This window comes from Synechococcus sp. H70.2 (genome assembly GCF_047462275.1).
Classification (GTDB): domain Bacteria; phylum Cyanobacteriota; class Cyanobacteriia; order Thermostichales; family Thermostichaceae; genus Thermostichus.
The window spans coordinates 174,923-196,179 of record NZ_JANSIU010000002.1; the positions used below are offsets into that span (position 1 = coordinate 174,923).

Genomic DNA, 21,257 nt, shown 5'->3' on the forward strand with positions numbered 1-21,257 from the left:
CTGGCTTGCCCCCAGGGTGTCTCGGGGTCAACTCCCGATGACGGTGCTTGGCCCCCATCGCAAACCTCCTACTGTCCTTGGCCACAGGCAGTTTGCCCTCACCGCCCTGCCCAGGGAGAGGGGGAAGATCATAAATGGCCGAAGCCGACTAGCTTGGGTTGGAAGAGCCATCCTGAAGCATTGGCGCTATGACTTCTTCCGCTGCCCCTGAGCCCACTTGGGATGCCCTGCAGGTGGATCCCGCCCTGCTCACCCCCATGATGCAGCACTACGTAGAGCTGAAGCGGCAATACCCGCACGCCATCCTGCTCTACCGCCTGGGGGATTTCTACGAGATGTTTTTCCAGGACGCGCAACTGGTGTCGCGGGAGCTGGAGCTGGTGCTCACCGGGCGAGAGGCAGGGGCCATCGGGCGGGTGCCCATGTGCGGGATCCCTTACCACGCCTTTGACCGCTATGCCGCCCAGTTGGTGGCCAAAGGCTATGCCCTAGCCGTCTGCGACCAGATGGAGCCGGCGGATCAAGCCAAAGGCTTGGTGCGGCGGGAAGTGACGCGGGTCATCACCCCCGGCACGGTCATCGAAGAGGAGCTGCTGCAGGCGCGGCAAAATAACTACCTGGCGGCCATTGTCCGCCTGCGAGGCTCCAAGCAAACCGCCTGGGGCCTGGCCTACGCCGACATTTCCACTGGCGAGTTCTGGGTCTGCCAGAGTGAGGGGCAAGAGCAGCTAGAACAGGAGCTGGCCCGGCTGCAGCCGGCGGAGATCCTGCTGCCCACTGAGGAAGGGCTGGGCCTGGGCTTGATGCGGCCTGGAGATTCCCACGCTCCCCTGGGCCTACCCGGCCAGTACACCTATACCCTGCGCCCGGCGGAGCCCTTTGAGCTGGCGGTGGCGCGGGACAACCTACTGCAGACCTATGGCCTGCGCTCCCTGGAGGGCTTGGGCTGCGAGGGGCTGCCCCTGGCCATTCGGGCGGCGGGGGGATTGCTCCACTATCTGGAAGAAACGCAAAAGAACCTGGTGCAGCCTTCTCCCCAGGGAGGCCATCCGCTCCTGCGCCCGCCCCGCACCTACCAGCTCACCGACTACCTAATATTGGATGCCCAAACCCGCCGCAACCTGGAGCTGACCCAGACTATCCGCGAGGGGGCCTTTGTCGGATCCCTGCTCTGGGTCTTGGATCACAGCCGCACCGCCATGGGCGGGCGCACCCTGCGCCGCTGGCTGCTGCAGCCTTTGCGGGATCCAGAGCAAATCCGCCTTCGCCAGGACACCATCCAGGAGCTGTTGGAAAACCCCTCCCTGCGCACCCGCCTGGGATCCCTTCTAGACTCTCTGTACGACCTGGAGCGCTTGGCCAACCGCGTCGCCTCCGGCACCGCCAACCCGCGCGAGCTGGTGGCCCTGGGCTCCTCCCTGGGCAAACTGCCCCAACTGGCCGAGCTGGTGGCCGAAGCCCAAACTCCCCTTCTGCAGAGCCTACAGCAGGTGGATCCCGCTCTGGTTGACCTGGGCCGGCGCATCGAGCACACCCTCTTGCCCTCCCCGCCCCCTGTGCTCACCGAAGGGGGGCTGATCCGGCCTGGCGTAGATCCGGAGCTGGACAGGCTGCGGCAGCAGGTGGAGCAAGACCGCCAGTGGATTGCCCAGTTGGAGAAAACCGAGCGCGAGCGCACCGGCATCCCCACCCTCAAAGTCGGCTTCAACAAGGCCTTTGGCTACTACCTCAGCATCAGCCGCGCCAAGGCGCAGCAGGTGCCCAAGGAGTACATCCGCAAGCAGACGCTCACCAACGAAGAGCGCTTCATCACCCCTGAGCTTAAAGAAAAAGAAGCCCGCATCCTCACTGCCCAGACCGAGATCAACCAGCGGGAATACGAGCTGTTTGTGCAGTTGCGCCAGGAGGCGGGATCCCAGGCTGCCGCCATCCGCCAGGTGGCCCAGACCCTGGCCGCTGTCGACGCTCTGTTTGGCCTAGCCGAGGTGGCCGTGCAGCAGGGCTACACCCGCCCGGTGATTACTGCAGATCGCCGTTTAATCATCGAGGAGGGGCGCCACCCAGTGGTGGAGAAATCTTTGCCCCAGGGCTTGTTTGTCCCCAACTCGGTGCGGCTGGGATCCCCCCACGGCCCCGATCTCATTGTCCTCACTGGCCCCAACATGTCCGGCAAGTCCACCTACTTGCGCCAGATTGGGCTAATCCAGATCCTGGCCCAGATGGGCAGCTTTGTCCCGGCGCGGCGGGCGGAGTTGGGCCTGTGCGACCGCGTGTTTACCCGCATTGGCGCCGTGGATGATCTGGCCACAGGACAGTCCACCTTCATGGTGGAGATGAACGAGACGGCCAACATCCTCAACCACGCCGGCGAGCGATCCCTGGTGCTCTTGGACGAGATTGGCCGCGGCACCGCCACCTTCGACGGCCTCTCCATCGCCTGGGCCGTGGCCGAATACCTGGCCACCCACGTGCGCGCCCGCACCATCTTTGCCACCCACTACCACGAGCTCAACCAACTGGAGACGCTGCTGCCCAACGTGGCCAACTTCCAGGTGGTGGTCAAAGAGCTGCCGGATCGCATCATCTTTTTGCACCAGGTGCAGCCGGGGGGAGCCGACCGCTCCTATGGCATCGAGGTAGGGCGCATGGCCGGCCTGCCCCAGCCGGTCATCGAGCGGGCCAAACAGGTGCTGGCTCTGGTGGAAAAACACAGCCGCATTGGCCTGGGCCTGCGCAACCAAGGGAAAAGCCGCCCTTCTTCAAACAACCCCAAAAAACAGCCCAAGCAAGCATCCCATTCCAGCGGGATCCCCGACTGCGATGCCACAGCTGGGGATCAACTGTCCTTTTTCCCCAAAGAGCTCTAGGGCTACTCTCAACCTGGATCCCGTTCTTGCAGCCCCAAGGTAGTGGCCAGCACCTCCAGCTCCTCCCGCTGCCCCTCTACCCACAGGAGGGATCCGGGGGGCGGATCGGCCTCTTGCAACCTTAGGCGGAGCTGCTGCGGGCGGTGATTGCGCCGCCAGTAGTACCAGCCTGCCCAAGGGGAGACCAACAGCAGTGTCCAGGGCCAAACTCCCCAACCCGGCTCCAGCACCTGCAGCACCAAAGCCAGACAGGCCAGCCCCGCTCCCGCCAGCCCCGTCAAAAAAACGGCCAGTCCCACGCTAGGCCGCGCCTGACCCACAAAGGTGGCGATCCCCTCCGGGTCGGCAGATTGCAAGCGATAGGCGCGCCCCTCCAGGTGCTTGCGAAGGAGGGATCCCATTTCCTCCAGGTTGCGGCTGCTAGAATAGAAGCGGGTTTCAATGCGAGCTCTACCTGAGGCTCGTAGGAAGAAGAATAGGCCAATCCCGAGGATCAGCGTCAGCGTCAACGTGGAAATGGACTCTCCTTTCCAGGAGAGGAAGGAAGGTGCAGCGGCCCAATTCATGGGAACAAGACCTGTCCTTAGCTTGTCAAGGGGCTTGATCTGAGCTGGTGGCCCCTCCACCCTGGAGAAGAGGAGGAAACCGGCAGAGAAACGACTCATGGCAATTGACGGGCTACTTGGATAGTTTAGACCTTGCAAGAGGGTTGGTTACCCCTGGGAGCTCTCCCCGCCAGCAGGAGCAATGCGCTTCCTAGCAATAGCGACGACGGCTCAAGGGGAGAGGACTCTGCGCCAGATCTCATGCATCTAGGCCGGGAGAGGCAACTATAATAATTGTTGAGGTTATGATAAGGAACTTAGGCTTTACCAAGGGGCGGATCCCTGGGCAGCTACCTTTCCCTAGAAAGTTGGACTGAGCAAGAGGGGAACGCTGACGATAGCGTGAGCCACTGTCAGTGAAGAACCCTCAAGTTAGCCTTCTCTAATACTCCCTCTGCGTGACTGTCTCTGTAGCTATTTCATCCAACAGCACCTACATGTCTAGCTACGAACCTGAAGCCAACGACACTTTGTTTGAAACCCCCCTCGATCTCCTCGATCTAACCGAGGAGCAGGAGGAGGAGGAGTTTGCCGAAAGCGAGTACGTAGAGGAGGCGCCAGCTCGCCCCTCTACGGACCTGGTGCGCCTTTACCTCCAAGAGATTGGTCGTGTTCCCCTGCTGGGACGCGACGAAGAGGTGGCGTTGGCCCAAAAAGTCCAAGATTACATGAAGCTCTTGGAGGTACGCCTGCGCTTGCAGAAAGAGCTGGGGCGGGAGCCTACTCTAGAGGAATGGGTGGCCAGGGCCAACCAGTTCCCTGAGTGGGCCAACCTTACACCTGAAAAGCTGCAGCAGATCCAGCGCCTTGGCAAGCGGGCTAAAGAGCAGATGATCAAGGCCAACCTGCGCCTGGTGGTGTCGGTGGCGAAAAAATACCAAAACCGCGGCCTGGAGCTGCTGGATTTGATCCAGGAAGGCACGCTGGGCCTGGAGCGAGCAGTGGAGAAGTTTGATCCCAAAAAGGGTTATCGCTTCAGCACCTACGCCTACTGGTGGATCCGGCAGGGTATTACCCGGGCTATTGCCACCCAAAGCCGTACCATCCGCTTGCCTGTCCACATTACCGAGAAGCTAAACAAGATCAAAAAAGCCCAGCGCAAGCTTTCCCAAGAAAAAGGCCGCACCCCCACCATTGAGGACATTGCTTCCGAGCTGGAGATGACGGTGCCCCAGGTCAGGGAGCTGCTGGTACGGGTGCCGCGCTCAGTTTCTCTAGAAACCAAGGTAGGCAAAGACAAGGACACCGAGCTGGGAGACCTGCTGGAGACCGACGACATCTCCCCAGAGGAGATGATGATGCGCGAGGCCCTACAGCGGGATCTGCAGCAGCTACTGGAGGATCTCACCAGCCGCGAGCGGGATGTTATTCGCATGCGCTTTGGCTTGGGGGATGGCCGCACCTACTCGCTGGCAGAAATTGGCCGCGCCCTGGATCTGTCACGGGAGCGGGTACGGCAAATCGAGGCCAAAGCCTTGCAGAAGCTGCGGCAGCCGAAGCGACGCAACCGAGTGCGGGACTACCTGGAGGCCATTAGCTAGCCGGGCCGACTTAGGGTCTGGGTAGGGATCGCCGACTGGCAATCTTGGGCAGGCGGGTCTGAAGCTGGGCTGCTAGCCACTCCACTTCCGGGATCCGTAGATACAGGGCCCCTGCGGCAAACAAGCTGAGGCCTAGGCTGGCGGCTAGACTAGCCCCTAGGACGGCAGTAAGCAGCGGGGATCCCAGGAGCTCCTGGGAGCGCAGTTGTGTCCACAGCCAGGAACTGAGGCCCCCGGCCAAGGTGGTGATCCCCAGCAACGGCAGCAGGGCCTGCCCCATCTCCCCCCAAGGGATCCCCGGCAGGCGCTGGTGGAGGCGGATCCCTAGCCCAATCAGCGCCATGAAGTTAACACCTACCGTAGCCAGAGCAATGCCTGGCGCCCCAAAGGCTGGCAAAAGCAGGAAGTCCAGCAGGGCATTGAGGCCAATGGACAAGCCACTAATACGCAGGGGCGTAGCTCCGTCCTCCAGGGCGTAAAAGATGCGCACCAGCACATCCCGCAGCAAGTAAAAACTTATCCCCAGACCATAGGCCCTCAGCAGGGCCGCCACCTCTTGGGTCACCTCTGCCGTGAAGCGACCCCGCTGGTAGGCGATCTGGACGATGGGTTCAGCCAGGGCCACCAACAGCATCGCAAGGGGCAGGGTGAGGATGGCCGTAACCATCAGCCCTTGGCGGATGCGCTGGCGCAGCTCCGGCCAGCGGGATCCATCCCCTGCCAACTGGGCGTAGAGGGGCATCAGGGGCACCAGCACCATGTTGGAGAGGATCCCCAGGGGAGTTTGCACCAAAAGCTGAGCGTAGCCCAAGTTGCCAATGGTGCGATCCCCAGGCACGAAGGAGGCAAAAAAGAGATCCACGTAGACATTAATGTGGATCATGCCGGAGGAGATCACCGCCGGCAGCAGCAGTAGACCCACTGCCCGCACCGGCGGGGATCCCCACTCAAAGCGCAGCCGCAGCCGCCCCAGCCCCAGCCGCATCTGCAAAGGCACCTGCGCCAGCCACTGGGCAATGGCGCCGAGGAGCACACCCCAGGCCAGTAGAGTGGGGATCCCTGTCCACCCCAACGTGACCAGGATCCCGATGACGGCCAGGCTGGAGATCAAAGGGCTGAGGGCGGGCAAGAGGTAGTGCTCGGCTGCATTGAGTGCCCCAAAGCCAATGCCAATCCAGCCCGAGAGCAGGGCCAGCGGCGCCATGATCCGCAGTTGCTGGGCAGCGAGGGCATGCACTTCAGGGCTGGCCCCTGGGGCACTCAGGCGCACCACCCAGTCGGCTCCCCACCAGAGGCCCAAGGTTACCGCCAAAAGCAAGCAGCCCACCAGGGTAGAGATGGACTCCAGCCAGCGGGCTGGATCCTCTCTTCCCGGCTGCTGCTTTTTGAGCACGCTGACGATAGCGCTGTGGAAAGGTCCGTTGATCCCCCCCAGCAGGATTAACAAAAAACCGGGCAGGACGTAGGCTATGCCAAAAGCGCTGTACTCCGGCCCTGAGCCGTAGACTGCAGCAATTAAGGCCTGCCGGACAAACCCCATGCCCTTGCTAAGCAGCGTGGCCCCTGCCACCAGCCCCGCCACCGAGAGCAAGGAACGGGGTGGAGAAGACGCAGCAGAGCCCCCTGGGATCGCAGACTCCTTCCTGCCCCTAGCTCCCCACCGCCGCTTTGGCAATAAGCAACTGTCGGGATGCCTCGATTGTTCCTTCGCAGGATTCACCCACCAGCTCACAGCTGCTATCCTCTCGCTTCGGCATAGGGCAGCACCATTATCCCGAATTCTCCGAACCTCGAGAGGAAGGGCCAAGATGGAGCTTAGGCCAGCAGTCGTCGCTCCTGCTCCAGTTGATCTCCGCGGACCTGGGCGGAGCGGAGGCGCTCCTGCAGCCGGCTCAGCAGATGCTGCCGATGGGTTTCTTTGACTAGAGTTACCAAGTTCTTGCGCAGGGAGATAACCCCGCTTGCTGCCTTCACCTCCGGATTGAGGACAAGGCCTCGATAGATCAAGACAAAAGACTGCGGCAGTGCCACAGCCACCGATTGAGCTGACCAGCTCCACGCCAAGCCCCGGTACCGCGCTGGCACCTCCCGCCGCTGACAGGTTGCGGGGACAGAAGCGACAAAGGGGTGGGCAATGCCCCGCTAGATCAGCTGCATAGGAAGACTCCCCCACATGAACGGACGCCCCTGCGCCGGCCTCTTAGACAACCGCTCCAGCTTCCTAGACGCAGCTCAGAGGGTAAAACCCAACTTCATTCTGTATCAGCTTTAACATGAGGCCTTAGGTGTCAACTTTAGGTCGAGGTCGTCTTCCTAGCTCTACCTCTCCCTGCCCTAAAGGAGCTCGTCAATTAGCCGTAGCACCTGGTGTAGGTCAGGGCCAGCCTCTTTCCCGCGTCTAAGGTTCATCTCCACCAACTGCTTGAGGGCCAGCAGCTTGATGTTGGCCTCGACCGCTGCCGCTGCCATGGCTTGGGCTGCCGGCAAGTAGCCGCTAGCCCCCAAATCCAGAAGGGCAGCCCGCCGCAGATGGATGTTGGGGTGGCCCAAAGCCGCCAGTAGCGGCTGGACAAAAGTGGGATCCCCCGTCAGGCAGTAACAGGCCCGCGCTGCCGCCCACTGTAGGCGCATCGAGGGGTGCTCCAGATAGGGGCGGATCTGCCCCAGGGCAGCAGCCACCTGCAGCTGTCCAAGAGCCTCAATCAAAGCCTCCAAGGCAGCAGGCGCTTCTGTCTGCAAACCTTGCTCTACCCAGCGCAGCCCCTCGAGCAAAGCGGATCCCAGCTCTTCAGCTTGCCTGGGATCCCGGTCAAGATTATTGGCCAGGGCAATCTCCACCAAGGCCTGGGCGGCTGCCGCCACCACTTGGCCATCGGAGCAGCGTAAAGCCTCTTTCAGAGCCGGGATCCCCGCAGGGGAGGCTATTTTGCCAAGAGCACGGGCGGCATTGCGCCGCAGGGGATATCCTCCCTGCAAGGTGCGATCGGTCTCGTCAGCCAAAGCCTCGATGAGGGCCGGGATCCCCTCCACAACCCGCATGCGCCCCAGCCACCACGCCGCATAGTAGCGCTCCCCCGGATCCCCGTGGCGCAGCTTGGCGATCTGGCCAGCTGGGGTGAGATCGGTGGCTAAAGGGGGATCCGGAGGAACAGCCGTGGTCATAGCATCAACAGGCCAGAGCCCCTCCAGACGCCTCAAGCGCTATGGACGCTGACGATCTTGGCGCCCGACTTGAGCAGCCGCTGCATCGTTGCCGAGAGTTGATCGGCAGAGACAAAGATCTGCTGGTTGGATTTGCGCACTCGGCTGGAGGTGGCCAGGGCCGAGGGCGGGTTAAGCAGCCGCGTCACCTCAATGCAGAACATACGGTCGGACTGGCCCGTTGGCGGCCCCAAGTGTTTGGTAATGGGGCTGGGCGGCAGCAGCCCCCGCACCCCGATGCGGCGGATGGCCGGGGTAAAGCCAGTGGCAAGGGGCACCATCAGGCGCGGCCTGCGCCCCTGGGAGCGGTCGTTGTTGGCGTAGCCCCCGTAGAGGGCAAAGAGGTTGGTGAAGTCGCGGGTGGTATGGGCCTTGCGGTATTCAAACCCGCGCGGATAGGGGACAATGTTGTCGCCAAAGGCTTCCAGGTATTCTGGGCTATCGATATAGGAATCAATCTCCGCGCTGTGGCCCCCCGTGTGGTAAATGTCCAGGTGTCGGGCAATATCCTTGGGGCTGGTGGGAGCCCGCCCCAGCAGGTGCTTGAAGTTGAGCTCAATAGCTCGAGTCTGGGAGTTAGGGTACAGAAACCGCCTCTTATAGGCTTCGGACTTGGCAATTAAGCGCACAAACTCCCGCACCGTCAGGCTGCCTTGGCGTAGCAACGATTCTGCACTGGCCAGCTCCTTCCTGTCCGCCCCAAACAGGTGATCGTTGCCCAGCACCTGGCGATAGATGGCCCGCAGGATCGCATTGAGCTGATCCTGGCTGGCATTGGGGCGCAATTCCAAGGGAGTCGTCTCTGTGAGGCCCCGGATCCCCATTCGGCTTGCCGCTGTGATTCCACTCATGCTAATTCCTCATGATGAAACTGGCTGGACTGAAAAAAAGCTTAAAAGGGCTGCCTTGGCCCGCCTCTTAACCCCCCTCAGCAGCCTATGGGGTTGAAGCGAGAGCAACAGCAGCGCTTTCCCCCTCGCGAGAGAGGCCCCTGCAGGCTGGGGGGCCTCTTTCCCGCCACCGTTGCCCTCGCTATCCCCCGCAGGCGCTAGACTGGCTGCCTTGTCGAGGGATCCCAAGCTGCAGAGCTTAGCTGAGGGCGTTGATGGCGTAGTCGATGTAGGTGTTGGCTTCGGTGGCCGCTTGCCCCGTCAGGCCATGGTTAGCTTTGATGTAGCGTAGCGCTTCGATAAACCAACTGGGGGAGAGCTCAAAAGCGGTGTTGATCTCGCGGATCCCGGCCAACATACACTCGTCCAGGGGGCCAGTGCCACCGGCAACCAAGCAGTAGGTGATATAGCGCAGGTAGTGGCGCACATCGCGGGCGCACTTGTCTTTACCCGCTTGGGTGTGGCATTGTCCCCCCGGCTGAGTGGTGTAGGGGAACTTGGCATAGACGGCCTCCGTAGCGCCACGCACCAGCTCCTCAGCACGGCTGCTCAGGACCCGAGCTGCCTCCATGCTGGCGGCTGCCCGCTGAAAGCGGCCGCTGATAGCCTGCAATTCGCTGTTGCTGAGATAGCGTCCTTGGCTATCGGCAGTGGCAATGGCATCAACAATTGGGGTTTGCATGGTTCAAAACACTCCTTTACCTCGCCTCAAAAAATTAGTGCAGCCAATAACCCAAAAGATTCAAAGCCTAGCCTGCAAAATCCCTGCAGAAAAAAGTCAAGCAAGACTCTCGTCTACTAGACCACTGCAGCGGCAGCGCGATCGAAGTAGGACTCGATTTCAGCAATCAAAGCACTGCAGTCACCGCGGGTGATGCCATTGGGATCGTTTACCACTGCCACTGCTGCTTTTTTCATTTTCTGGATGCCCTTAGCCACAGAGCTGCCAGGAGTGCCAAGAGCTTGGTAGGTTTCCCGCAAGCCATTCAGGCAGCGCTCATCCAGCACGCTTGGATCCCCGGCCGCCACGGCGTAGGTAATGTAGCGGAGGATGATGTCCATATCCCGCAAACAGGCAGCCACGTTGCGGCTTGGGTAGGCGGGGCCCCCCGGAGCATTCAAGTGAGGCTCCTCGGCAAACAATTCGCGGACAGCATCGGTCACGATTTTAGAGGCGTTGCTGGTGAGGCGGTTCACTGCGTCCAAACGCTTGTTTCCCTCAGTAATTACCTGCTGCAGCGCTGCAAACTCGTTTTCTCCCAGAAAAGCGCCCTTAGCGTCGGCTTGGGCAACAACTTTGCTAAATACGTCGTTCATGGTTTTCCATCTCCTAGTGAAAGCAAAAGAGGTTATGAATTGACGCTTCCCACGCGAGGGGAACCCAGTAGCTTTTTGCAGCTTCTCTGCCAAAGAGCCCTATTAGCGCAAGCCCTTGCCCCAATAGGACCCTTGACAGGATAAGGTTTATAAGACCAGTAAGCCCCTTCCCATCTTCCTCTGCTCAGCTAACTCCAAAAATGAAGCCGCTTGCGAGCAGGCTTTGTGGGATCCGGGTGAAGCAAGGATTCTTCTACCCCTGACTACCTGCACTGGGTAAGTGAGGAAAAGCCAGCTTACCTTGCTTCAGTTCTTACTTCTACCGCGAGGGCGGGGAATCATTGAATCAAAAAATGTAAAGAAGCTTCACTGAATGCAAACAGCTCTAGATCCTGGAGTTCTAGTTAGCCTGGGCCTTTTTGTCCACCTCTTCCAGCTCTTGCTTTTACAAAAAACAATGTTACTTTACACAAGTTCGCAACATAAAGAACAGTAGCAACCCTACTTATGGCCTGCAGTCGGGAGGGCAGCCCGCTTCAGTATCCGAGTAAACCTTCTCATAAAGTACACATAATTTAACATTTATGCCCGTCTCCTAGGAGGAGCAAAGCCGAGGGAAAATCTAAGCAGGCTTTCCTCCCTGCCTGAAGTGTTGGTATTGGCTCCCACCCTAGCTTTGCGGTTATGGTGATCCAGTCGCAACCCACCTTCTCCCCTGAGCTGCTGCAAATGGCGCGGTGGCTGGCGGGAGACTTCAGCAACCAAGAGCAAGCTTGGGAGAACCCCCCCTTTTTTGCCTCCATCCGGGTGGCCTATCGCCCCTTGCCAACCGCTGTGCTGGCCGGGATCAGCTTCTATGTGGAGCAGGCCTACAGCGGCCATCTGGAGGATCCCTATCGTCAGGCGGTGGTGGAGTTGATCCAGGTGGGGGCTGAGATCGTGATTCGCAACTACCGTCCTCTGCAGCCGCAGCGGTGGCGGGGGTGCGCTCGAGAGAGAGCAGAGCAACTTAGCCAACTGAGCGCTGCCGATCTGGCCTACCTGCCAGGGTGTGATGTGCACGTGAGAAGAGAGGGATCCCTTTTTGTCGGCAGCACGGAGCCGGGGTGTCGCTGTTGGGTGGTGCGCAATGGCCAAACCACCTATTTGCAGACCACCTTGCAGCTAAGCGAAAGCGAGTTCTGCAGCCACGACCGAGGTCTGGATCCAGTTACCCACCGCCAGGTTTGGGGAGCTTTGGCGGGCCCTTTTCGCTTTCGCAAGGTCGTCGACTGGCAGAGGGAGCTACTGCAGTAGCTGGGCAGAGAACCCCTTGTCGGCGCGGCGGGCAAAAGATGATACGGTGGGAAAGGCAAATCTGGCCTGCAGCGGCAGGGATCCCTCTTGCTGCTTGGCTGGGCTAGCACGAGTGTATTAACTGGCTCCATGCAAGACGAACAGGACATCCTTCGCCAACAGCTGCTGACTCTCCAGGAAGAGGCCCTGACCCAAGTGGCGCAGGCCCCCGATCTGGGCGCGCTGGAGCAGATTCGCATCGAGTATCTGGGCAAAAAGGGGAAGCTCTCGAAGATCCTGGGGGGAATGGGAAAGCTGCCGCCAGCAGCAAGGCCAGCTATTGGAGCTTTGGCCAACAGCTTCAAAGAAGCCCTGCAATCCAGCCTGGAGGAGCGCAAACGGGCCCTGGCCGAAGCCCAGCTCCAAGCCCGCCTAGAGGCAGAGCGTTTGGATGTTACTATGCCAGGGCCGCGCCGGCCCCTGGGCCGGATTCACCCCCTGCAGGCCACCATCGACCGCATACTCGATATCCTTGTGGGGATGGGCTACACGGTAGTCCATGGGCCGGAGATCGAGACGGAGTACTACAACTTTGAAGCCCTCAACACCCCTGCCGATCACCCGGCCCGGGACATGCAGGATACCCTCTACCTTGAAAAGGGCTACCTCCTGCGCACCCAAACTTCTTCGGTGCAGGTGCGCTACATGGAGCAACACCAGCCGCCTTTTCGCATTGTCCATGCCGGGCGGGTGATGCGCCGCGACAGTGTCGATGCCACCCACTCTGCCGTGTTTCACCAAGTGGAGATTTTGGCCGTAGGGGAGAACCTCACTTTCACGGACCTCAAGGGCACGCTCAAAGAGTTCGTCCGCCGCTTATTGGGCCAGCGAGAAACCCGCTTCCGGCCTAGCTACTTTCCCTTCACAGAACCCTCTGCTGAAATGGACGTGCGCTTTGGCTCCAGGTGGCTGGAGATTTTTGGCTGTGGCATGGTGGATCCCAATGTATTCCAGGCGGTTGGCTACGACCCGGAGCGCTATACCGGCTTTGCGGCCGGGATTGGCGTCGAGCGGGTGGCCATGCTCCTGCACGGTATTCCGGATATCCGGCTGTTCTACAGCAGCGACCTGCGCTTTTTGTCGCAATTTTAGAGAGGCTGGGAGAAAGTGCGTTTATAAATCAGCTGCAGATGCTCCAACTTGTCCTTGCAGTTGGCGCGGCGCAGCAAGCGCATTTGTTCTTCGAGAATTTGGCGAGCTTCGTTGCGGCTAATTGGGTCAAAAACCAATTCTTCCACAGCAGACGGATCAGCATTGGGATCGGGAGTTTTGAAGTAAACGCGGAAAAATAGCCTTTGAGCATAAAGGGTGGTGAAGATAGCTTCACCTTCATTAATCTGACACAAGGCGTAGAGCAGACCAAAGGTCGGGTGGTTGAGATAGAGTTCACTCATACCCGGTAGCGTACCCTCGGTTATGGCTTTGCGTTTTTAATTGATTTCAACTCTTCATCTACTTCAAGATGCCGAAATGCTTCCTCCAATTTGTCCTCAGCAAATAGCCAGGGGTTGCAGTTTCCAGCCCACTTGCTGTCCTTCAGGGCTTGGGCAGCCTTGACCTCCAGCAGCTTGGCTTGCACCTCCTGCCGACGCTGGGCAATTTGCGGCAGCAGAGCTTCCAGTTGTTGAATTCTCTGCGTCAGCGCCTTCATTTGGTTCCACAGCTGGCTGCCTTTCTCGAGGAGCTGGGCTTCGCGTCGGCGGGCCCCCTCGGCTAGATCTGGGCGATTGGCTCTCTCAGCTTTCTCGATACGAAAGTGCCAGGTCTTGATTTCCTCTGCCAACTGGAGGATGCTTTGGCGCAGAGCTTGCTCCTGAATGCGGCTTTCTTGCAGTAGCTGTCGCGTCTCAACTTCCTGCTGCTGCAATTCCTCGGCAAGGAGCTGCAGCTCGATCTCCGGATGGGCCCTAAGGAATTCCTCAAGGCGGGTTTCTAAAAAGCGAATGATATCCTCAATCAGTCTCATAAGTTCGCGCTCAGGGGATTGTGTTTAGACTAGCGCAAGCTGGCGGGTTCTCTAGCTAGTCCTGCAGAGCCCAATTGCTGCAGCCAGATCCCTGGCTAGGGTAGCAAACGCCCGTCCCCCATGCGGATGAGGCGCTGGGCAGCTTGGGCAACCGCCAGGTCGTGGGTAACCACCACCAGGGTGATGCCCTGGTGATGAAGCTCGGCAAAAAGGTTGAGCACTTCCTGACCAGTCTGGCTGTCCAAGGCTCCTGTGGGCTCGTCAGCCAACAACAGTTGGGGTCGATTGACGATGGCGCGGGCAATGGCCACCCGCTGCTGCTGGCCGCCGGAGAGCTGGGCCGGGCGCTGGTGGAGTTTGCTCCCTAAGCCTACTTGTTCTAGGGCTTGCTTGGCCCGCCGGCGCTGTTCTGGCTCCGGAACCCCGGCGTAGGCCAAGGGTAGCATGACGTTTTCCAGGGCTGTTAGAACGGGCAGGAGATGGAACTGCTGAAAGACAAAGCCAATCTTTTGGTTGCGAATCCGGGCCAGCTCCTGATCCGTGAGGGTAGAGACTTCTATACCATCTAGCCAGTACCGCCCTGAGCTGGGCCGATCCAAACAGCCCATGAGGTTCATGAGGGTGGACTTGCCGGAGCCAGAGGGCCCCATGATGGCGCAATACTCTCCCGGCCAAATTGTTAGGTTAATGTCGTAGAGGGCCTGAAAGCTGCCTTCCGGCAGCGGGTAGACCTTGTTAATCCCCACCATTTGCACCACGGGCGGGCGGGGTGGGATCAAGGCATTGACTGCTCGCTCCAGGGATCCACCTGGACCTTGACGGCGAGCTGCCCAGGGTTGGGGCTCAAGCATGGTGGGTACCGCAACTGGCCCCATTCTAGCCTTTGGGCTGCTGGAGCTTCGGGGGCCGACTAACCGGAAGAGCGGATTTCTAGGGGCTGATGGTAAGGACAGCTCCCCTGGGGATCCACCTGGAGGCGGTAGAGGGGAGAGCGCTCTTGGTCGCAGCGCAGGATCTGGGTGTGGGCGGTCAAGATCTGGCGGGCAAAGCGGCAGCTGTGGCACTTCATGCTTCCTGGTAGGGGAGCCTGGTGGGGGCGAGGCACCCCAGTTGCGGGGATGGTGGTCTTGGCCGGGCGAATTAGCTCCCGCGGCGAAAGGCCGCGCAACACCAGTTCAGATCCCTGCCAGCGGGCCTCCACCAAGCCAGTCTCCGCCCAGGCGGCCCAGCGGGGATCCTCGGTAATCTGGGGTGGTAGGCGCACCTGCACCCCGGCCAAGGTGCGGGGCGAGCCATGTTCCTGCCAGATCTCTTCCACTTCCCCCTCGTAGCGCAAGGCGGGATTGCTAGGGAACGGGGACGGCTTGACCAGGGTTTGTAGGCGGCTGTCGGCCAGCTCTAGCCAATCGCCAGGCTGGGGGCAGTGGACATGGTAGCGGTTGCACAGCTCCGGCAGATCTGCTAAGTCCTGGGCCTGCTGGGGGTTGGCGTGCACCAGGACCAGATGTTGGGGGCGAAAAGTGTGAATGATCTGGGTGAGATGCCCAACGTCGTTGTGGCTGTGCCAGGTTAGCCACTCCACTTCTAGACGAGAGCGCAGGGGTAGTGGCCACTGGTCAAGGGGAGTGGCTAGCTTCACTTCCGGCAGCTGCACCAGCAGGCAGGAGCGCTGCGGCTGGGCTAACAATTCCGACCAGATGGGATCCCAGGCTTCAGGTCCGGCGTCGGCATCGCACAGCAACAGACCCTGGGGCAGGGGATCCGCCTCCGTCAGAGGCTGCACCCGCGGCTGCAGGCGGTCTTCCCAAAACAAAGCCTGATAGGTGGCGAAATTGCGCACTGGCCCTGGGAGGTAGGGGAGCAAGCGTTCGTAAAGGTTGCAGCCTGCCGCCAGCCCTGGCGCCACCCACACTGTCAGTTCTTGGGCAGCTTGGGTAAAGCGGTGGTGGGCTTTGAGGAGAAAAATCAACTCCTGGCCTAGTCCTAGCACTGGCAGCGGGAACAGCACCGTCTGTCCTGCTGCCAAGGCGCTGAACAACCGCTCCACCAGCCGATTTTCCAGCTGACGACGGGGCGGGTGGTGGGTGGCTCCCAAGGAGGCTTCGATGAGCAGCACATCCGGCTGCCAATGGCGCAAGGCACCTAGATCTAGGCCAGGGGCAAAGCGGGTTGAGGCCAGGGAACAGTCGCCAGTGTACAGGCAGGTTTGAGCTGGAGTAGTCTGGGTATTTTGCAGCAGGGTTGCCGCTGCCCCCGGCAGGTGCCCCGCAGCAAAGAAGGTGAGCATCAAGTGGGGCAAGATCTCCCGCGCCTGGCCGAAGGGCAGCGCCCGAAAAGGAGGAAAGCGAATCTCCCGGTTGTAGGCTGGCCAGATACCTCGCTCCCATAGACCGCTGGCCAAATGAGCCGTTACCGGGGTGGCGTAGATGGGCACCTGCGGATAGCGACGATAGAAGCCCGGTAGCCCCTGCACATGGTCAAAGTGGGCGTGGCTGCAGATAACAGCATCCGGGATCCCTGGCAGGGCCTTCAGGAGGGCGGAAGCAGGCAAGCCACAATCAAGAAGCAAACGGTAGGATCCTATCTCCAACCAGTAGGCACAGCCTTGCTGCCGAGGATCCGTGCCCAGAGGGAACAGTCGAAGGGGGGGTCTTTTTGACTCCACAGGTGGGTTGTCTTTACCATGAGATCCTCCCCGCGCCCCGCGCCCAGAGGAGGGGCTTCATGGCTTACGCCACGCTCTGCAAACGCTTCAGGGGAATCTGGCAGATACGGGAAGTGCCCGATTCCGGTACCGCCGTTTTGTATAGCCACGATCGTTGTAACACATCCTTGCGAGGGTGGCTGTATCCCGACACTGAGCTTACTGCTATAGGGCGGGGCCCCCGCTAGCTAAAAAGCCCGCTCCAGCTTGCAAACTCTGTCAAAGCCAAAGGGGCTCAGGCGGGGATACCGGGGACTCTGGGGCAGTCTCCAGCATAGCCTTTGGCCCCTAGACTGAGCTTTCGCAGGTTTTAAGCATCACCCCGGCGGCAGGCTTAGGGGCTGGGGAGCGCCTTTGAGGTCTCTTCTCCTGCCGCGCTGCTGTCCGGGGTAAAGCCGGCAAAATCGTGATCGTGGGGGCGCACTGACAGGATCAGCAGGTTGTAGAAAGCCCAGGCCAAACCAAAGATCAGCTCCGACCACGTCGGATCCCAGTTGCCGGCAAAGCGCAGGGATCCCACCCCCATAGCTAGCAATGTCAACCCAATAGCCAGCGCCTGCGGGCCGAGGGAAAGCTGGGAGGGCTGTTCAGGATAGGGGGGCACCCCTTGCAACGCCTGCACCAGCGCCTGAATGGACTGGAAAAACTGGCTACCTGTCTGTCGCTCGGACTGCCAGGCGGCCCCCCACAGAGAGGGAGGAAAAGCCAACAGCCAGGTAAGCCGCCCCAACAGGGCATAGGGCAAAAACCAGGCAAAAAAGGCCCTGTCAAAGGCTGGTACCGGCATCCAGCCCGTGCAGAGAAAGAGGATGGGCACTGCTAGATAGGCCAGCTCCGCCACCCCGCCAGCAGCCCAGAGGGTTAGCCAGAGGTACTGAAAGCGCTGCTGCTGCGTAGTTGGCTTGCCCCAAAAGGGGTTTTCTCGCAAGGCCGAAAAAATTGCTAGCAGGGCGACGCGGCGGTTGCGCAAGGGCAACAAAACGCCGGTGACCTGGGCCTGGCGCACGAGATGAGACTGCCAACCACGGCAGTGCAGCTGACACCCCAACTGCACAGGGCGGCGAATGTCAATTTGCGGGATCGCCTCCAAAGCCGCCCGCCGAATGAGACAGCCGGATCCCAGCAGCGGCGCCGCCTGGTAGCCTTGGGATCCCACCGCCAAAAGCTGCTGTAGGGGGTGAACGGCCTGGGGCCGACCCAGGGTGCGCAGCATCGCCTGCACAAAGCCGGTGGCATTGGCGATGGGAGCCCGCTCCGGTGAGTCATAAAACAGGGGCAACGTCTGCCACAAAAAATCCGGCTCGACAAAATGGCCCGGCTGCAACAGCAGCAGGTACTCTCCCTGCAGCTGGCCAGAGCCCAGCAGGTAGGCTAGGGGATCGGTCGCGGGGGTGGGGCAAGGCCAGTACTCGCAGGGAATAGCCCGCGCCACCTTGGCCATTTCCCCATCTTCCACCCGATCCACAATGTGGACAAACAGCCGCTCCCAGGGGTAGTCGAGGCGCAGGGCCGAGAGTACCGTCTGACGGGTTGCTTCCACAGAATCCCGCTGGCGTATCACCAGCACATCCACCCGCGGCAGTTGAAAAAATGCCCGCTGCAGCACCTCTGGCGCCGGCACTTCTTCTTGCGCCTCCTGGGAATAGCGGCTGAGGATAAAGCCCACTGCCGCCAGCCAAACGTACAGCTCCGCCCCCCAAAACAGAAGGGATCCCAAACCTGTCAGCCCGTCGGTGATGCGCCAGTAGAGGTAAGCCACCCCAGCAATGAGGTGCAGCAACCCCACCCAACGAAACAGGTATACCCGCACAGCCCTTAATCTCACAAGCGCTCTCCACAAGGTGGGCACTGGGCCAAGCCGGGAGCCCTCCCTTTGCCCAGGGGCAGACTGGGGGATGGGATCCGTTGATGGGCACTTGCCTGGAAAAACCCTTGCCTACTGGGCAGCCCTTTCAAGCGGGTAAACGCTCACCTTCTGCCGCCGTTTGCCGTAGCGCTCAAAGGTAACAATGCCTGTGGCTACTGCAAACAGCGTGTCATCCCTACCAATGCGCACGTTCACCCCTGGGTGGAACTTGGTGCCCCGTTGTCTTACCAGGATGTAGCCGGGATGCACCAGCTCGCCGCCAAAGCACTTCACCCCTAGGCGCTTGGAATTGGAGTCACGACCGTTGCGAGTGCTGCCGGTTCCTTTTTTGTGAGCCATAACACCTCCTAGGCAGTGGTCGCTAAAAACAGTCTACTTCTGGGCCACAGGGCTCCCTGTTGCTTCAGGAACTGGCTCTGGAGTGGTCTGGGAAGCTACTGGGGCAGTGGCTAGAGTCGTCCCGTTGAGTTCAATGGACTCAATCAGGACACGGGTCAGAAGCTGACGGTGGCCTCTTTTCTTGCGGGTTCCCTTCTTCGGCCTCATCTTGTAGACAATGATTTTGTTGCCGCGGCGGTGCTGCAAAACCCGCGCCCTCACCACCGCCTCGGGAACATAGGGACGCCCCAGGGTTACTTGTCCCTCGTGGTTAATCAATAAGACCTGGGAGAGGGCCAAAGGGCTGTTTTCCTCTGTGCCGGGCAGGCGATCGATGTCGTAAAAGCGCCCCGGCTCTACCCAAAGCTGCTTGCCACTGGTTTCCACAATCGCGTAGGTCATGCCTTTCCCTTGCCGTACAGGTGCCCTCGCGGGTCTTGAAACCTGATCCGAGCATTAACAGCGGTTTCTAATGCTAGCGCAAAGAACTGCCTCCTGTCAGCAAGGGCCCAGGAGGAGTGTTCCTCCGTCCCTTATTCAGTCAGCTTCTCCCAGGCGGCCTGGAGAGCAGCTTGCATGCGCTGGGCGGCCCGTTTGAGGCGCTGCTGCCAGGTTGTCCATTTTTGCTGCAAAAACTCTGCCGCCTCATCCAGCAGGGAGAGGTCGAACTTGCCCCCTTTGGCCAGCTCGTCCCGCACCTGCTTGACCTTGACGCGCACCACCTCCGGCGGGTCCTGGGGTCCAATCAAAGCCTTGAGGCGATCCCCCATGCGCTGGATGAGCTGCTTGACTTGGCGAGACTTTTCGCTCCAAAAGTTCTTTAGGCCCTCAGTCTCCGATTTGAGGCGCTGGGGAGCATCTTCCTTGACCACCACCGCATCCACGTCGATGGCCTCTACGTCCTCAGGTAAGAGGACGGCGCGCCCTCCCCAGGGCTCAGCAATGCTGCCCCCCAGAATATAGGCAGCAATAGATCCAGTCTCCCAGTCGAAGAGAAAATCCTCAATCCAGCCCACCGGCTGATCCCCAATGCGCACTGTGCGCCGGTAGAGGGAGCTAAGCGGCATTGCCGGGGTAGTGAAAAGGCTGGAGTAGGTTAGCAGCGCATCCGGCCCGATAAGCGAGATCTGCTCTAGGGGGGTGTAGCCTTGCTGGCTGCTGAAGTAGCAGACCCGTCCTTGAGAATCGACCCAGATTTCTTCGACAGTGCCCAAGGCCGTGGCGGTGCTGCCATCCAGGGCCAGCAGGCCCACCACTTGGCTGCGTCGGACGATCTGATCCATGAGGGTTTCTCCTAAAGGTAAAGGGGTTCAGTTGAGTAAGAGTTTCGGGATCCTCAAAAGCCGCGGTAGTGGTGGAGCTGCGCCCTAAGGCGGGCAATTTCCTGAGCCATGTCCAAAACCATGGCCGCTCCGACCCAGTTAAGGCCCAAGTCCCGATGCAGACGGATCATCTGCACCAGGCGCCGCAGTTGCTGGGGAGTGATGTAGCTGCTTTCGGCTTCCAGCAAGCCCTGAGCCAGCAGCCACTCCAAGAGGTGGGAAGGGATCCCAGTAACTTCGCTGGCCTGCTCAAAGGTATAGAGCCGTTCTTCCACCCGCACAATGGCCAAGCTCATAGCCTCACCTCCTGCAAGTAGGCGCGGGGATCCCAGCTCCGATGTTGCCGCAGTTTCTCGTAGAGATCCCGCTCAGTGGGGGAGAGGGATTTGGGCGTGACAACCTTCAGCCGCACCAGCAGGTCGCTCCGCTGCCCTTGGGGATCCCGCCAGCCTTGGCCGCGCAGCCGCAGGGTTTGGCCGCTATCGACGCCGGCAGGGATCTTCAGCTGCACCCGACCGGTGGGGGTGGGGACTTCCGCCGTGCCGCCCAAAACCGCCTCATCGGGCGTGATGGGCAGCTCGCAGAGCAGGTTGTCGCCATCAAAGCGGAAGAAGGGGTGGGGAGGCAGCTCCAGGGTGAGGTAGAGATCCCCCCTCGGTCCGCCGAAGGGGCTATATTGGCCCTTGCCCTTGACGCGGATGCGACTGCCCGGTTTGGCGCCGGGAGGAATGCGGATGGTGAGGGTTTCGCCATCCACGCTCAGCCGCTTTTGGGTGCCGTGGAAGGCCTCTGCCCAGGTGAGGCCTAGCGTGGCTTCTACGTCTTGCCCTGGCAGATCCACTGAGATGAACGGCCCAAACCCGGTGGTGAAACCCTGGAAGCCGCTGCGGCGGGATCCCATGCGGCCCAGCAGCTCGTTGATAAAGTCCTCGAAGGTGGCGTACTGGGCAAATCCCTCCATGCCCGGCCCTGCTGCGGCACCGCTGCCCACCCGTTGCCAGTACTGGCCAAACTGGTCGTAGCGCCGCCGCTTGTCTGGATCCGAGAGCACCTCGTAGGCTTCGTTGATCTCCTTGAAGCGCTCCTCGGCTGCCTTGTTGCCGGGGTTAACGTCGGGGTGATACTGGCGAGCCAGCTTGCGATAGGCGCGCTTGATCTCCTCCAAAGAAGCATCTCGGCTGACGCCTAGGATCTTGTAGTAATCCTTAAAATCACTCGCAGCCATGGGCTCACCTCTACCATCAATCAGTTAGGCTAAGGCTTT

General features: G+C 60.5%; 21 protein-coding genes. 4 read left to right on the plus strand and 17 right to left on the minus strand.

Annotated features, from left to right (window positions below):
- Positions 1–188: 188 nt before the first annotated feature.
- A complete protein-coding gene (gene mutS, locus NW822_RS03075) occupies positions 189–2,867 on the plus strand; it encodes a DNA mismatch repair protein MutS (protein ID WP_414360905.1) in 2,679 nt (892 codons plus the stop codon).
- 8 nt (positions 2,868–2,875) lie between these two features.
- Here the strand turns inward: mutS and NW822_RS03080 are convergent, their stop codons facing one another.
- Complete coding sequence (locus NW822_RS03080) at positions 2,876–3,433, minus strand: cofactor assembly of complex C subunit B (RefSeq protein WP_414403484.1); 558 nt, start codon at positions 3,431–3,433, stop codon at positions 2,876–2,878.
- 476 nt (positions 3,434–3,909) lie between these two features.
- Between NW822_RS03080 and sigC the strand changes: the two genes are divergently transcribed.
- The gene (sigC, locus tag NW822_RS03085; RefSeq protein WP_414360911.1) at positions 3,910–5,013 is read left to right on the plus strand and encodes an RNA polymerase sigma factor SigC; all 1,104 of its coding nucleotides are present in this window, start codon (positions 3,910–3,912) and stop codon (positions 5,011–5,013) included.
- Positions 5,014–5,023: 10 nt separating this feature from the next.
- Here the strand turns inward: sigC and murJ are convergent, their stop codons facing one another.
- The 6 genes from murJ to NW822_RS03115 form a co-directional block, all read right to left on the minus strand.
- Positions 5,024–6,595, minus strand: coding sequence for a murein biosynthesis integral membrane protein MurJ (gene murJ / locus NW822_RS03090; protein WP_414360914.1), 1,572 nt, complete (start codon positions 6,593–6,595; stop codon positions 5,024–5,026).
- 233 nt (positions 6,596–6,828) lie between these two features.
- Positions 6,829–7,098, minus strand: coding sequence for a hypothetical protein (locus NW822_RS03095; protein WP_414360917.1), 270 nt, complete (start codon positions 7,096–7,098; stop codon positions 6,829–6,831).
- Between the two features lie 249 nt (positions 7,099–7,347).
- Complete coding sequence (locus tag NW822_RS03100; RefSeq protein WP_414360919.1) at positions 7,348–8,175, minus strand: HEAT repeat domain-containing protein; 828 nt, start codon at positions 8,173–8,175, stop codon at positions 7,348–7,350.
- A 32-nt stretch (positions 8,176–8,207) separates the two neighbouring features.
- Positions 8,208–9,065 (minus strand): phycobilisome rod-core linker polypeptide, encoded by an 858-nt coding sequence (locus tag NW822_RS03105; protein WP_414403485.1) that lies wholly within the window; start codon positions 9,063–9,065, stop codon positions 8,208–8,210.
- A 238-nt stretch (positions 9,066–9,303) separates the two neighbouring features.
- On the minus strand, positions 9,304–9,786 hold the full coding sequence (locus NW822_RS03110) for a phycocyanin subunit alpha (RefSeq protein WP_414360923.1): 483 nt from the start codon (positions 9,784–9,786) through the stop codon (positions 9,304–9,306).
- A gap of 116 nt (positions 9,787–9,902) precedes the next feature.
- Positions 9,903–10,421: a phycocyanin subunit beta gene (locus NW822_RS03115; protein ID WP_414403486.1), complete on the minus strand. Its 519-nt coding sequence runs from the start codon at positions 10,419–10,421 to the stop codon at positions 9,903–9,905.
- 684 nt (positions 10,422–11,105) lie between these two features.
- Here NW822_RS03115 and NW822_RS03120 point away from each other — a divergent pair.
- Positions 11,106–11,717: a chromophore lyase CpcT/CpeT gene (locus NW822_RS03120; RefSeq protein ID WP_414403487.1), complete on the plus strand. Its 612-nt coding sequence runs from the start codon at positions 11,106–11,108 to the stop codon at positions 11,715–11,717.
- Between the two features lie 129 nt (positions 11,718–11,846).
- A complete protein-coding gene (pheS, locus tag NW822_RS03125; protein ID WP_414360929.1) occupies positions 11,847–12,848 on the plus strand; it encodes a phenylalanine--tRNA ligase subunit alpha in 1,002 nt (333 codons plus the stop codon).
- Here the strand turns inward: pheS and NW822_RS03130 are convergent.
- The 10 genes from NW822_RS03130 to NW822_RS03175 form a co-directional block, all read right to left on the minus strand.
- Positions 12,845–13,150, minus strand: a complete 306-nt coding sequence (locus NW822_RS03130; protein WP_414360930.1) for a PipX family protein — start codon at positions 13,148–13,150, stop codon at positions 12,845–12,847. The two genes, pheS and NW822_RS03130, sit on opposite strands and share 4 nt — an antisense overlap.
- Positions 13,151–13,170: 20 nt before the next feature.
- Positions 13,171–13,722 (minus strand): TIGR04376 family protein, encoded by a 552-nt coding sequence (locus NW822_RS03135; protein ID WP_414403488.1) that lies wholly within the window; start codon positions 13,720–13,722, stop codon positions 13,171–13,173.
- Positions 13,723–13,817: 95 nt separating this feature from the next.
- Positions 13,818–14,573, minus strand: coding sequence for an ABC transporter ATP-binding protein (locus tag NW822_RS03140; protein ID WP_414403489.1), 756 nt, complete (start codon positions 14,571–14,573; stop codon positions 13,818–13,820).
- Between the two features lie 59 nt (positions 14,574–14,632).
- Complete coding sequence (locus tag NW822_RS03145) at positions 14,633–16,387, minus strand: MBL fold metallo-hydrolase (RefSeq protein ID WP_414403490.1); 1,755 nt, start codon at positions 16,385–16,387, stop codon at positions 14,633–14,635.
- Between the two features lie 373 nt (positions 16,388–16,760).
- Entirely contained in the window at positions 16,761–18,251 is a 1,491-nt protein-coding gene (locus tag NW822_RS03150; RefSeq protein WP_414403491.1) for a cellulose synthase, read from the minus strand.
- Positions 18,252–18,362: 111 nt separating this feature from the next.
- Entirely contained in the window at positions 18,363–18,632 is a 270-nt protein-coding gene (rpmA, locus tag NW822_RS03155) for a 50S ribosomal protein L27 (RefSeq protein ID WP_414403492.1), read from the minus strand.
- A 33-nt stretch (positions 18,633–18,665) separates the two neighbouring features.
- A complete protein-coding gene (gene rplU, locus NW822_RS03160) occupies positions 18,666–19,073 on the minus strand; it encodes a 50S ribosomal protein L21 (protein ID WP_414403493.1) in 408 nt (135 codons plus the stop codon).
- Between the two features lie 131 nt (positions 19,074–19,204).
- Entirely contained in the window at positions 19,205–19,954 is a 750-nt protein-coding gene (locus NW822_RS03165) for a photosystem reaction center subunit H (RefSeq protein ID WP_414360949.1), read from the minus strand.
- A gap of 53 nt (positions 19,955–20,007) precedes the next feature.
- The gene (locus NW822_RS03170; RefSeq protein WP_414360951.1) at positions 20,008–20,289 is read right to left on the minus strand and encodes a chaperone modulator CbpM; all 282 of its coding nucleotides are present in this window, start codon (positions 20,287–20,289) and stop codon (positions 20,008–20,010) included.
- Positions 20,286–21,218 carry a DnaJ C-terminal domain-containing protein gene (locus tag NW822_RS03175; RefSeq protein ID WP_414360954.1) on the minus strand — a complete coding sequence of 311 codons (933 nt, stop codon included), beginning with the start codon at positions 21,216–21,218 and terminating at the stop codon, positions 20,286–20,288. The genes NW822_RS03170 and NW822_RS03175 overlap by 4 nt, the downstream gene beginning before the upstream one ends.
- Positions 21,219–21,257: the final 39 nt, after the last annotated feature.